13 protein-coding genes are annotated in these 12,045 nt (G+C 45.6%); 8 read left to right on the top strand and 5 right to left on the bottom strand.

Translation table 11 applies throughout. The features are described from left to right. Positions 1-8: 8 nt before the first annotated feature. Positions 9-320, bottom strand: a complete 312-nt coding sequence (gene rplU, locus QMF28_RS01085) for a 50S ribosomal protein L21 (RefSeq protein ID WP_011902040.1) — start codon at positions 318-320, stop codon at positions 9-11. A 75-nt stretch (positions 321-395) separates the two neighbouring features. Between rplU and QMF28_RS01080 the strand changes: the two genes are divergently transcribed. After that, entirely contained in the window at positions 396-1,400 is a 1,005-nt protein-coding gene (locus QMF28_RS01080) for a polyprenyl synthetase family protein (RefSeq protein ID WP_281742723.1), read from the top strand. Here QMF28_RS01080 and QMF28_RS01075 read toward each other — a convergent pair. After that, positions 1,397-2,332, bottom strand: a complete 936-nt coding sequence (locus tag QMF28_RS01075; protein ID WP_281742721.1) for a reductase — start codon at positions 2,330-2,332, stop codon at positions 1,397-1,399. The two genes, QMF28_RS01080 and QMF28_RS01075, sit on opposite strands and share 4 nt — an antisense overlap. A 56-nt stretch (positions 2,333-2,388) precedes the next feature. Between QMF28_RS01075 and QMF28_RS01070 the strand changes: the two genes are divergently transcribed. Continuing rightward, positions 2,389-3,156: a fumarylacetoacetate hydrolase family protein gene (locus QMF28_RS01070; protein WP_281742720.1), complete on the top strand. Its 768-nt coding sequence runs from the start codon at positions 2,389-2,391 to the stop codon at positions 3,154-3,156. 74 nt (positions 3,157-3,230) lie between these two features. Here QMF28_RS01070 and QMF28_RS01065 read toward each other — a convergent pair whose 3' ends face one another. Both QMF28_RS01065 and QMF28_RS01060 read right to left on the bottom strand, forming a co-directional pair. Beyond that, positions 3,231-4,250, bottom strand: coding sequence for a 2-dehydropantoate 2-reductase (locus QMF28_RS01065; protein WP_281742719.1), 1,020 nt, complete (start codon positions 4,248-4,250; stop codon positions 3,231-3,233). 100 nt (positions 4,251-4,350) lie between these two features. Beyond that, a complete protein-coding gene (locus QMF28_RS01060; protein WP_068320700.1) occupies positions 4,351-5,766 on the bottom strand; it encodes a high affinity choline transporter 1 in 1,416 nt (471 codons plus the stop codon). A gap of 118 nt (positions 5,767-5,884) precedes the next feature. On the opposite strand from QMF28_RS01060, the gene QMF28_RS01055 reads away from it, so the two are divergent. Further along, complete coding sequence (locus QMF28_RS01055) at positions 5,885-6,859, top strand: squalene/phytoene synthase family protein (RefSeq protein ID WP_281742716.1); 975 nt, start codon at positions 5,885-5,887, stop codon at positions 6,857-6,859. Positions 6,860-6,863: 4 nt separating this feature from the next. Here QMF28_RS01055 and QMF28_RS01050 read toward each other — a convergent pair whose 3' ends face one another. After that, positions 6,864-7,376 carry a methylated-DNA--[protein]-cysteine S-methyltransferase gene (locus QMF28_RS01050; RefSeq protein WP_281742714.1) on the bottom strand — a complete coding sequence of 171 codons (513 nt, stop codon included), beginning with the start codon at positions 7,374-7,376 and terminating at the stop codon, positions 6,864-6,866. Positions 7,377-7,493: 117 nt separating this feature from the next. Here QMF28_RS01050 and QMF28_RS01045 point away from each other — a divergent pair, with 117 nt between their 5' ends. The 5 genes from QMF28_RS01045 to coaE are packed head-to-tail and all read left to right on the top strand — an operon-like array spanning position 7,494 to position 12,037. After that, entirely contained in the window at positions 7,494-8,783 is a 1,290-nt protein-coding gene (locus QMF28_RS01045; RefSeq protein ID WP_068320337.1) for an HlyC/CorC family transporter, read from the top strand. Further along, complete coding sequence (locus QMF28_RS01040; protein WP_281742711.1) at positions 8,780-9,859, top strand: GspE/PulE family protein; 1,080 nt, start codon at positions 8,780-8,782, stop codon at positions 9,857-9,859. Before QMF28_RS01045 ends, QMF28_RS01040 begins: the two co-directional genes overlap by 4 nt. Further along, the gene (locus tag QMF28_RS01035; protein WP_281742710.1) at positions 9,850-10,896 is read left to right on the top strand and encodes a type II secretion system F family protein; all 1,047 of its coding nucleotides are present in this window, start codon (positions 9,850-9,852) and stop codon (positions 10,894-10,896) included. The genes QMF28_RS01040 and QMF28_RS01035 overlap by 10 nt, the downstream gene beginning before the upstream one ends. Next, positions 10,896-11,396, top strand: coding sequence for a prepilin peptidase (locus QMF28_RS01030; RefSeq protein WP_281742709.1), 501 nt, complete (start codon positions 10,896-10,898; stop codon positions 11,394-11,396). The genes QMF28_RS01035 and QMF28_RS01030 overlap by 1 nt, the downstream gene beginning before the upstream one ends. After that, positions 11,351-12,037 carry a dephospho-CoA kinase gene (gene coaE / locus QMF28_RS01025; RefSeq protein ID WP_425594899.1) on the top strand — a complete coding sequence of 229 codons (687 nt, stop codon included), beginning with the start codon at positions 11,351-11,353 and terminating at the stop codon, positions 12,035-12,037. Before QMF28_RS01030 ends, coaE begins: the two co-directional genes overlap by 46 nt. Positions 12,038-12,045 lie beyond the last annotated feature (8 nt).

The following is a 12,045-nucleotide window of genomic DNA, read 5'->3' as shown; positions in this document are numbered from 1 at the left end:
TACCTGAATTAGGCTTTAATCGTGTTGATCAAAATTTCAGTGAAATTCTGACGATGGCCTTGGTGCTTTTGATAATGCTTGCGACGGCGCATCTTAAAGATTGTCACTTTATCGTGACGTCCCTGGGAGACGACAGTGGCCATCACAGCTGCACCATTAACCAATGGATCACCTAATTTCAGTGAAGCGCCTTCGCCAACGGCGAGGACTTGGTCAAGAGTGATTTCGCTGCCGATTTCCGCTGGTATCTGTTCTATTTTCAATTTTTCGCCTGCAGCAACTTTATACTGTTTGCCACCGGTTTTTATGACCGCGTACATGGTTTGAAACCTCAATTAATATCTACATTTAAGCTAATCCACCCTGGACCAGCTAAGCCCATTATTATATCTTGCATGCCTAGCACTGTCAAAACCAATGACTTAAGCCAAATCCTGGCCCCAATTGCCTTAGATTTCAAGGCCTTAGACGAGGTTATCCGTCAGCGTTTGGCCTCAAAAGTGGCCTTAATTGACCAAATTTCAACCTATATCATCCAGGCAGGCGGCAAACGGGTAAGGCCTGCCCTTTTGATGTTGGTGGCCAAATCCCTGGCTAATGGCAAAGAAACCCCCCATATTTTGGAGATGTCCGCTGTTGTTGAATTCATTCATACAGCCACCCTCCTTCATGACGACGTAGTCGACGAATCCACCCTCAGAAGAGGCCGCGAAACTGCGAATGCTGCTTTTGGCAATGCTGCCAGCGTTTTAGTCGGCGATTTCTTGTATTCCAGAGCCTTCCAAATGATGGTGAGTCCAAATGACTTAAGGGTGATGCAAATTCTGTCGGATGCAACCAATACGATTGCCGAGGGCGAAGTTTTGCAACTCCTAAACATGAATGATCCGGAAGTTGATGAAGCTAGCTACCTACAAGTCATTCGCTATAAAACAGCTAAATTATTTGAAGCTTCTACCGAGTTAGGCGCTATTCTTGCCAACGCTCCTGATGCACAACGCGAACAAGCTGCTGCATTTGGCCGTCACATCGGCACAGCTTTTCAGCTCATGGATGATCTTCTCGATTACACGGCCAATGCTGCACAAATGGGAAAAAATGCTGGTGATGATTTGCGTGAAGGCAAACCAACCTTGCCACTCATTTACTTATTAGAAAACGGCACTAACGAAGAACGACTTTTAGTGCGTGCAGCAATTGAGCAAAACCAAGATTTACCGGATGATGTTTTTGCACAAATCCTGGCTGCCGTACAAAACTCTGGTGCTCTGGATTACACGCAAGCAGCGGCTAAACGTGAAGCAGACCTAGCTCTGTCTTATCTCAAAGACTTCCCTGCAAACCCCGCTACTCAGGCGCTAGAAGCGCTCTGCGCATATTCACTTACAAGACAAACCTAAGTTCCTAGGGTCTTCACTCTCAGTTCGCGTGCTGTAATTCGCGTCTGCTCAGCCTCTTCACGCAATCGAGCAATTTCCTGTAAAGACAATCTATCTAAATTGGAGTAATCCATTTTCCATGAAGGATCATCAGACCATCTTAATGGTGACTGAACAGTTGTGCGTGGTGCAGGAGCAGACTCCAGAAGACGCAAAGCTAATTGAAAATTGAGATCCTGCGAAGCAACGTCATTCGGCTTTGCTGCAGCATTACCCAAAGGAAAATCACTAAACAACAATCGCGGTACGCCGCAATACTCAACAATATCCTTTGCAGCACCCATCACCACAGTTGAAATTCCCGCAGCCTCCAAATACCGCGCCAATAAACCTTGGCTCTGATGACAGATCGGGCAATTCGGAATCAATACTGCTACATCTACGCCATCCGCTTGAAGCATTTCTAAAATAAGTGGCGCATCTATTTCCAATGTATGGCGCTGACTGCGATTAGTAGGCAAGCCATAAAAATTAGGTGAAAGCGCACCCACCTCCCCCGTTGCAGATGCCCTTTTAGCAGCCTCTAGCGGAAACCAGCAATTGCTATCTTCCATATTGGCATTCTTGCGATCAATGCCGACATGAGCAATCCGTAAATCAACTTCCCCTTCGGTGGATTGCTGGTACGGCTGATAAAACTTAGCTGTTGAGTTGTAAGGGGCGCCCTGACCCTGCGGACCCTTATCCGAGTCATATGGGACAGCCGTAGTAATGAGCCCCAGCACTGATTGAGTCAGCGGCTTTTTGAGGGGGCTAAATGGAACATCAATGTAGTGAGCCCAAACATAAGGATTTTCATAACCCAAACCCAAGTAGTAACTGCGGGTGCGCTCTATGTAGCGAACCGGCTGATCCTGTTCTGGTGCAAATTCAAGCTCAGAAGTCTTAGACATCAATTCATCCCTGTAAGATATTGCATATCAAATATTTAACTTCATAGGAACTTATTATGGCTCAGTGGCTTAGATTTCAGCATCAAGGAAAAAGTGGTTTAGGACAGGTGCAGGGCGACCAAATCGCCGTGTACGAAGGAGATTTATTCAACGGACCCAAGGCCACCGGTGAAACCATCAAATTATCTGATGTCACTATCGACATCCCATGCACCCCTTCAAAAATGGTTGCTATGGTGGATAACTTTCATGCCTTAGTCACCAAACTTGAACATGCGGTGCCAGCCGAGCCTTTGTACTTCCTCAAAGGGAATAACTCATTCTTGGCAGCAAACCAAGTGATTCGCACGCCCAAATCCTACACAGGAAAAGTAGTTTATGAGGGTGAGCTCGGTATTGTGATTGGTAAGCGCTGCCATGAAGCGGATGAGGCAGAAGCTGCAAAAGCAATTTTTGGCTACACCTGTATTAATGATGTAACTGCTATTGAAATTCTGAATCGCGATCCTGGTTATGCGCAGTGGACACGTGCAAAGAGCTTTAATACCTTTGGCGTATTTGGCCCTTACATCACTACTGATGTAGACCCAAGCAAGCTAAGTATCAAGACGATCCTCAATGATCAAGAGCGTCAAAACTTTCCAATTGCAGATATGATTTTCCCACCTGCAAAATTGGTCAGTCTGATCTCACAAGATGTGCCGCTCGAAGTGGGCGACATCATTGCTTGTGGTACTTCCGTAGGCGTCGGCTCAATGAAGCCTGGTAGCAATGTCAGCATCATCATTGATGGCGTTGGACAACTCGATAATCGCTTCGAGTAATTAAGGGCTTGGAAAAGCAAAAACCCTTGCTATGTTGAGTAGCAAGGGTTTTTTATTTGCGGTAACTTTACTTTTTAGTAGCCTGATACTGAAGGCAACGCCAAGCTGCCTTTTGAAGCTTGAACGTTTTCATCCAGATACCTCGTCAAAGCAAAAACGGTATTCAAGCAAGGGGTTGGAGTTTGTGTGATCTTGCCAAGCTCAATCACTGAACCTAACAAAGCATCGATCTCCAAGCTACGACCAGCCTCTAAGTCTTGCAACATAGAAGTTTTGTGTTTACCAACTTTTTCAGCGCCCGCAATACGACGCTCGATATCAACACGGAAAGTAACACCCAACTTCTCAGCAATAGTCTGAGCTTCGGCCATCATGTTACGGGCCAACTCTTTGGTCAATGGGTATTGGCAGATGCCTTCCAAGGTACCGTGAGTTAAAGAGCTGATTGGGTTAAAAGTCATATTGCCCCAAAGCTTGAGCCAGATCTCTGAACGAATATCGTCCAAGATGGGTGACTTAAATCCAGCCGCACCCATCATCTCGGACATCTTCTGAATGCGCTCTGTAGTCTTGCCATCCAGCTCGCCCAACGGGAAGCGGTTACCTTCCACGTGACGAATCACGCCAGGCGCTTGAGTAAAGGTTGCTGGATACACTACGCAACCAATAATGTTGTTTGGATTAATCGCATTCTTAGCAACGCCGCCAGCGTCTACCGTTTCAACGGAGTGATCTTGATAGTCGCCACCAAGCTTCTGGAAATACCACCAAGGAATTCCGTTTTGCATTGGAATCAAAATGGTTTCTGGACCCATGATCGCAGCTAAGTCATCAATGATCGGCTCCACTTGATGCGCCTTCACTGCAAGAATGACTACATCTGGAGTTTCAGCATCACGAATTTTTTCCACAGCTTTTACTTGGGCAACCAAAGGCTCTGGTTGGTCATCCATAATCAGAGCAAGACCACGCTCTTTAATCGCCGCTAAAGTTGCGCCACGAGCAACAACAGTGACATCGTTGCCTGCTCGCGCCAACATGACAGCTAGGTAACCGCCAATAGCGCCACCCCCACCGATCACACAGATTTTCATAGGAACTCCATAAGAACTAAAAATTTTGAATTGGGTTTATTTTAATTGGGTTTTTGCACTGCAGCAATTAAGGTTGCTTAATTTTTAAGCAACCTTTGACTTAAATAGCTTTTAATTGATCTCTAGGCACTAGGCTACCTAAAAGCATGCCTGCAATACTCGCCACCAACCCAGCTAATTGAGGGGGCATGATGGCATCAGGCGCCAAGGTTTCGCAGCTGATCCAGACCGTAAGGCCCCCAACCACCGCCAACAAGCCACCTAAAGAATTGGCCCTTGACCAATACACACCAAACGCTAGGGGAACAAAAGCAGCTACCAAAGTCACCTTATAGGCGTTCTCAACCATTTTGAAGATCGAAAGATTTGAGTTGATGGCGAAGAATGTCACTACCACCGCGAAACAGAGCACGGTAATTCTCATGACCTTCAGTAAATCCTGGTCTGACAAATGCTTAAAAAAGCCTCGCACAATGTTTTCAGCAAATGTGACTGATGGCGCCAATAAGGTGGCACTCGCGCAGCTCTTAATCGCCGATAAAAGCGCTCCAAAAAACATTACCTGCGCAATTAATGGCGCATGATTCAGAATCAGTTTCGGCAAGATCATTTGTGGATCTGTATTTAAATATTGCTTCACCAAATCCGGACTAATCAAGGTTGCTGAGTAAGCCAAGTACATCGGCACAAAAGCAAAAATGAAATACAACACGCCACCGAGCAAAGCAGCTTGAACAGCAATATTGACATTCTTAGATGAGGTAATCCGCTGGAAGACGTCTTGTTGTGGAATAGAGCCCAACATCATCGTGCACAAAGCGGCGACAAAACCTAAGATGGACGCCAAATTCATATCCGGCCAGAAGTTACTGAATTGACCAGCTGCGGCCGCATGTTCAATGACTACGCCAATACCACCAGTCTGAGAAGTCATTTCACCGCCGATATAAAGCATGCCAATCACGATGATGATCATTTGAATAAAGTCCGTAATGGCAACTGACCACATACCCCCAAACAAGGTGTAAATCAGCACGCTACCCGCACCAATCAACATACCACCCGTCTGAGAAATACTGCCCTCAGACACGACATTAAATACGAGACCCAAAGCTTTAATTTGTGCGGCTACCCAACCTAAGTAGGAAACCACGATACAGAGAGTTACTAAAACCTCTACAGTGCGCCCATACTTTTCGCGAAAGAAATCACCAATCGTGAGCATGCGACGGTTATAGAGATGTCGCGCAAAAAAGAGGCCGACCAAAATTAAACAAAGAGATGAACCGAATGGATCAGAAACTACACCCCCCAAACCTTCTTTCAGAAAAGTGGCGGGAATTCCTAGAACAGTTTCAGATCCAAACCAGGTAGCAAATACCGTTGCAGTAACGATCGGCAGAGGAAGGCTATGACCAGCCGCAGCAAAGTCAGCAGTATTTTTGACTCGCAGGGCGGCCCACAAACCAATTCCCACTGAGACTACCCAGTAAATAATGACGAACCAAATTAGCACGCCTAGATGCTCCTTCTGAAATGTGATGAAATTATATGGCCATGTCACTTTTAGCAGTTAACAAAAAGCGCCCATTTGGAGTGCTCCACGAAAGACGCTGGTCTGACATAATTCAAGAGTGAGAGCGCCTAAGCAAACCCCAACACCCAACCCCTCTGCTGATCTGGCCTACCAAAAAGCCATCCTAAGCTCTGTATCGCGTACTTTTGCCCTCACCATACCGCTCCTGCCACCAAGTATCGAGAAAGTGGTTGGCAACACCTATTTGCTTTGCCGCATTGTTGACACTATTGAAGATGCAGCAGAGTTAAGCGCCCAGACCAAGCAGTCACTCTCGGCGCTTTTTTTAGATGCCGTTCTTGAAAAGACGCCAGTTGAAAGTTTTGTTGAACCCTGTCTTGAGGCATTAAAAAATTACAGCAATCCAGATGAAATTGATTTGATTGCGAATACGCCAACAGTTTTACGAATACTGCACACTTGCTCCAGCAATGACCAACAGGCCGTCAGTCGCTGCGTTTCCATCATGTCAGAGGGGATGTCCTTCTTTCATGGCAAACAGAATCAAGCTGGCCTTCAAGACCTCGCAGAGTTTGAAAAGTATTGCTATGTAGTTGCTGGCGTAGTTGGTGAGCTACTTACCACCATATTCAGCAATCATTCCCGGGCTTTTGAAAGAGCACTCGTAGGGCATGAGAATCTAGCTATCGCATTTGGTCAAGCGCTACAAATGACCAATATTCTTAAAGACTCACCGGAGGATAAGGCGCGCGGAGTTTCATGGAAGCCAATGAATGTAAGTCAGGCAGAGCTTTTAAAGATTGCCTATCAAAAACTACAAGACTCTCTGCAATATATTCTGCTGATTCCTAAAGAAGAGCAAGGTATGAGGCGCTTTTGCTTTTTGGCTTTCGGCTTAGCAGTTATGACGCTTTCAAAAATTGCTCAGCGCAAAGAATTTGATAGCAAGGATGAAGTAAAGCTTTCTAAAAGTGCTGTTATGAAGTTTTATGGCTTTACCAAGATTGCCGTTAAAAGTGATGTCCTAATGAAGGCTTTTTTCTACCTGAATAGCAGATCTTTAATTAAATAAAAACTTACAAAGCACCCTCGTGCTTTAAAAGCCAGAGCTTAATTTGGCGATACAAACCTGGGGAATTCTCTTTCATAAACCCCCCAATTCCTTGAGCAGAAACTACTCTATGGCAAGGTGCAATTAAGGGGTAAGGATTTGCACCACATGCAGTGCCCACTGCCCGTGGACCACTCTTAATTTTCTTTGCTACCTCACCATAAGTTTTTGTTGTGCCGGCCGGTATATCTTGAATGCTGGCCCATACCTTTTTCTGATGTTCAGTACCCGCAGGTTTTGTAGGCAAATCAAATTGCCAGGTAGGATCTTTAAAGTATGCCCTGCACTGGCGTGCTACCTCTTTGGCTAGTGCATTTTTTGGCGCTATTAATACTTCTTCGGCTGGTAAGTAGTCAATTTTTGACAACATTAAACTTCCCTCTACCAGCTCCGTCAAAATTCCCAGGCGGCCAAAAGGTGCTGCAATCACACAGTAACTTGGACTATTCGCGGTGCATGGCATTGGAGAGGCTGTCATAGGGATTCATTCTCACATAATTAAACAGGTTAGCTGACCACTCTTTACACTGTGGCTATAGCTTGCTACATGCCACTTTGCTATATTGACTCATCCTTACTTTTTTAGGTAGACCGCATGGACACTTTTTTTGACGATTGGCCGTTTTACGGTCAAGTTGCTCTAGTCCTATTTTTACTCGCACTCTCTGGCTTCTTCTCGATGGCAGAGACCAGCATGCTGTCCTCCAATCGTCATCGTCTCCGTGCAATGGCCAATAGCGGCAATGCAGGAGCAGCACTGGCTGAAAGACTCCTAAAACGTATTGATTCACTGCTATCCGTTCTGCTGATCTCTAACAATCTTATTAATACTGTTTTACCTATCCTGGTAACGGGTATTGCCCTGCATATTTTTGGTGACAGTGGGCTCGTGCTCTCGATCGCAACTTTAGTGGTTGCATTGCTCATTATTATTTTTAGTGAAATCACCCCCAAAGTTATTGGGGCAGCATTTCCGGAAAAAATTGCATCCAATGTTGGCTGGGTTATTTTGCCGCTGACATTTTTACTGAAGCCTTTGCTCTGGTTTATTAATAGCTTTGTCTCTGGCCTAATGAAAGTCTCCGGCCTGCAATCATCCTCTGATAGCAGAGCCATGAGCAAGGAAGAGTTACGCAGTCTAGTGTTGGAATCAAATCGCTTTGTTTCCAACCATCATCGCAATATTTTGCTCAACTTGTTTAACCTAGAAAACATCACGGTTGATGATGTGATGACACCTAGATCCAAGATTGAAGTTTTAGACCTATCAAGACCCATTGATGAAGTGGTTCAACAACTAGAAACCTGCTATCACAACAAATTACCAGTATGTGACCAAGACTCTGAGCGAATTGTCGGCATCCTCTCGGTCAAAAAAGCCTTGTCATTGTTGGGTGATACTGACTTAAAGCATGAGGATTTTAGAGTCCTCCTCAATGAGCCTTACTTTATACCGAGCGGAACACCTGTCTTGCAGCAAATGCAGTTTTTCCAAGACAACCAACAGCGCTTAAGCTTGGTTGTAAATGAATATGGCGAAGTGCTGGGTCTAGTCACGTTTGAGGATATTGTTGAGGAGCTGATTGGTGAGTTCACAACTTCCTTCTCCAATCTTTCAACTGACCCCCATTGGCTTGCTGATGGGACCTATCTAGCAAGCGGTAGCGCCTCACTAAGAGACCTTAATCGCCTGCTAAATCTCAACCTTCCTTTGGATGGACCTCGCACATTAAATGGCCTCATTCTTGAAAAGCTAGAAGCCATTCCAGATCACGATGTCAGCATTCGTATTGCAGGCATAGTCATGGAAATTATTCAATTTGATGAACATGGCGTAAAAACAGTAAAGCTCTATCGCCCATTCCAAGCCCAAGAGCAAGATTGAGCGTTGCTCAAGATGACTCACTAATCATTCGCACTTGGTATGAAATTGCCGCTCATGCCCTAGATGCTAGAGCGAGTGATATTCATATTGAGGCTGGAGCCCAAGCAACCCTCATTCGATTTCGAGTAGATGGTTTGTTAAGAGTTCACTCGCACTACCCCATTGAATTACATGAACGTCTGATTGCACGCGTCAAAGTTCTAGCTCGCTTAGATCTTGCAGAGAAACGACTTCCACAAGATGGGCGTCTTTGTATTGGGCACAATTTCTCCAAGCCCGATAGAGATTGTCGCGTCTCAATTCTGCCAACTCTTCATGGAGAAAAAGGCGTCATTCGAATACTGCCAAGCTGCACTGAAGATCTTGATCTTAAGGAAATTGGACTTCTTCCAGATCAATTACAGATATTCCAAGAAGGACTTAGCCAACCGAATGGGCTCATTATTGTGACCGGACCAACGGGCAGCGGTAAGACTCGTACTCTGTATAGCTGCCTAAGGCATCTCAACCAATCTCATCGCAATCTTTGCTCCATAGAGGATCCGATTGAAATTCGTCTGGCAGGAGTCAATCAAGTTGCCTATCATCCACGGGCAGGGCTAGACTTTCCAACCATCATCCGCGCTCTACTGCGGCAAGATCCTGATGTCATCATGATTGGTGAAATACGCGATGCTGCCACAGCGAACTTAGCGATTCAGGCAGCACAAACAGGACATCTCATTCTGAGTACCCTGCATACTCGCAATGCATGCGGGGCTGTACCAAGACTTCGGCATCTGGGGATTGATCGAGAATCTCTCGAGTCCTGCCTATTGATTGTCAGTTCACAGCGCTTAGTCAGGATGACTTGCCATCAATGTCTTAATCGCAATGCTAGCGAAAAAGCCCAATGTCTAAACTGCGGTGATAGCGGCTACTTTGGACGTATTGGGGTTCATGAAGTACTTAGTCAATCTAAACTCTTTGACCCATCCCCTTCATTTACTACCATGCGAGCAGCTGGATTAGCTCATGTACAAGCCGGATTAATTACTCAAGCGGACCTAGAATCAGAAGTAGGTGCATGGCACTGAGCAAGAAAGAACAATTGCATTTTGCCGACCAACTCCTAACACTTCTCGAGTCCGGCTTGCCACTTCTTAATGCAATTGCACTCATTTACTCCACCGCACCCAAATCCTGGCTTCCCTGGATTGGTGGCATCTATGCGCAACTTAAAAAGGGAGAGAGCTTTTCTCAATGCCTGCGCAGCCAACAAAATCTATTTTCTATGGAGTTCATTAACTTGATTCGGGTTAGCGAACGTACAGGGGACTTTAATCTAGCACTTAAAACAATCTGCGCACAACTTGAGGCTCAAATAGAATTGCGACGAAAAATTCAACAGGCGATGAGCTATCCCATGATCACCCTAACAAGCTCCTGCCTACTGGTAATTGTGATGATGATTTGGGTTGTGCCAGTCTTTAAGGATGTATTTGCTCATTTTCAAGCAGAGCTGCCAGTCCCAACGAAGACATTGATTGAGTTATCTGCCTGGTTTGAGGCCTTTTATATTGAGATGGTGATAACTCTAGTCAGCCTAGTCAGTCTCTTTAGTTTTGCATGGATCAAGCTTACTAAACTACAAAAGCAATGCGATCGACTCAGCTTCTGCATACCCCTAATTGGACAGCTCCTCAGATTAGCTACCCTGACTTATTGGTGTCGCACATTAGGCCATCTGCTGAAATCTGGATTGCCACTGCCTGATGCCCTCAGAGTGACTGCCCAATCATCAAACCATTGGCTTAGTCATGATTTCAGCGCTGAAATATTTAAGCACTTGACCCGCGGCTGGTCGCTTGGGGATGCAATAGTAAAGGCTGATCCTCGACATTCACTATTTGACCTGGAGACACTGCAACTCTTAAGAATTGCCTCAGAAAGTGGCGCGCTCGCTGATATGCTACAGAGGCGCGCAACTGTATTGAGCAACCAATTAAGCAATCGCCTAAATACTCTCAGCCATAGTTTGGAGCCTTTATTGATTATTGTTGTTGGACTCATCATTGGAAGCCTAGTCATAATCTTGTATCTCCCAATCTTTAACCTAGGACAAATTGTTTAATGATCAATCTTGCTTTTTCAGAGTGGGTCCAAATATTCCTAATATTGGTCTTGCTGTATTTAGCATACTTTGATTTGCGCACCTTCAGGCTGCCCGACATCATCACCCTGCCGCTCTTCTTCACAGGCCTTTTGTTCAACAGCCTTTCAAACCAAGGTTTTGCCTCTTTTCAAGATTCAATCATTGGCGCCATTCTTGGCTATACAGGTCTTTGGTTATTAAATGCACTCTATCGTGCACTCAAGAAACAGAATGGCATAGGCATGGGAGATGCAAAACTCTTGGCAGCCTTAGGGGCCTGGCTTGGCTGGCAGCCATTACCCGGCATTCTTCTCACAGCATCCTTGACTGGACTGATTGGTGGGATTATTTGGCTGGTGTGGAATAAGCAAAATCATCGGGCGGCTTTTCCATTTGGCCCCTTTCTTGCTATTGCTGGCATCATTGAGTTGTTATGGCCACAGACTATACAAACACTCCTGCTGAGCAAGCTAGCCTAGGTGCGTTAAAAGGGCGATTGCCCCTTGTTGGCCTAACAGGCGGCATTGGCTCGGGCAAAACGGCAGTTAGTGATGAGTTGGCTAAGTTAGGAGCGGGCATAGTAGACACCGATCTGATTGCCCACCAGATTACCGCCCCAGGTGGTGCGGCCATTCCTTTAATTCAAAAGCAGTTTGGTGCAGAATTTATTGACCCTAGCGGAGCGCTAGATAGAAGCAAAATGCGCAGCCTAGTTTTTGCAGACCCTCAGGCTAGGAAATCCCTAGAGGAGATTATCCACCCTTTAATTCGGCATGAAACGAATAAACAAGCCCAGAAGTTGATTGAGGAAAAGGCTCCTTATCTTGTTTTTGTGGTCCCGTTGTTAATTGAGTCAGGCAACTGGAGGTCCCTGCTGGATTACTTGGTAGTGGTGGACTGCCCGGAAGAGACACAAATTGAACGAGTGATGCACCGCAGCAAATTACCCCGTAATGAGGTTGAGGCAATCCTTAAAGCCCAAACAAGCAGAGCAGAGCGACTTGCTTTGGCCGATCTGGTGATTGAAAACCAGGGGACCCTTAATCAACTCAAAGCAGAAGTCTTGAGCTTGCACCAAAAAATCTTACAGATTCAGAAAGATCGCTCAAGTTCGTCATAGAATATGGG

The organism is Polynucleobacter yangtzensis (genome assembly GCF_027924165.1).
GTDB lineage: Bacteria > Pseudomonadota > Gammaproteobacteria > Burkholderiales > Burkholderiaceae > Polynucleobacter > Polynucleobacter yangtzensis.
The sequence above is the reverse complement of the archived record's forward strand: the minus strand, read 5'-3'. Positions and strand labels throughout refer to the sequence as shown.

What these genes read in the sequence shown, in the direction of transcription:
- QMF28_RS01050 (WP_281742714.1), bottom strand. Translation starts at nt 7,376, where the DNA reads ATGACAGCCTCTCCAATGCCATGCACCGCGAATAGTCCAAGTTACTGT.
- QMF28_RS01035 (WP_281742710.1), top strand. Translation starts at nt 9,850, where the DNA reads ATGGCACTGAGCAAGAAAGAACAATTGCATTTTGCCGACCAACTCCTA.
- QMF28_RS01045 (WP_068320337.1), top strand. Translation starts at nt 7,494, where the DNA reads ATGGACACTTTTTTTGACGATTGGCCGTTTTACGGTCAAGTTGCTCTA.
- rplU (WP_011902040.1), bottom strand. Translation starts at nt 320, where the DNA reads ATGTACGCGGTCATAAAAACCGGTGGCAAACAGTATAAAGTTGCTGCA.
- QMF28_RS01080 (WP_281742723.1), top strand. Translation starts at nt 396, where the DNA reads ATGCCTAGCACTGTCAAAACCAATGACTTAAGCCAAATCCTGGCCCCA.
- QMF28_RS01065 (WP_281742719.1), bottom strand. Translation starts at nt 4,250, where the DNA reads ATGAAAATCTGTGTGATCGGTGGGGGTGGCGCTATTGGCGGTTACCTA.
- coaE (WP_425594899.1), top strand. Translation starts at nt 11,351, where the DNA reads ATGGCCACAGACTATACAAACACTCCTGCTGAGCAAGCTAGCCTAGGT.
- QMF28_RS01075 (WP_281742721.1), bottom strand. Translation starts at nt 2,332, where the DNA reads ATGTCTAAGACTTCTGAGCTTGAATTTGCACCAGAACAGGATCAGCCG.
- QMF28_RS01070 (WP_281742720.1), top strand. Translation starts at nt 2,389, where the DNA reads ATGGCTCAGTGGCTTAGATTTCAGCATCAAGGAAAAAGTGGTTTAGGA.
- QMF28_RS01030 (WP_281742709.1), top strand. Translation starts at nt 10,896, where the DNA reads ATGATCAATCTTGCTTTTTCAGAGTGGGTCCAAATATTCCTAATATTG.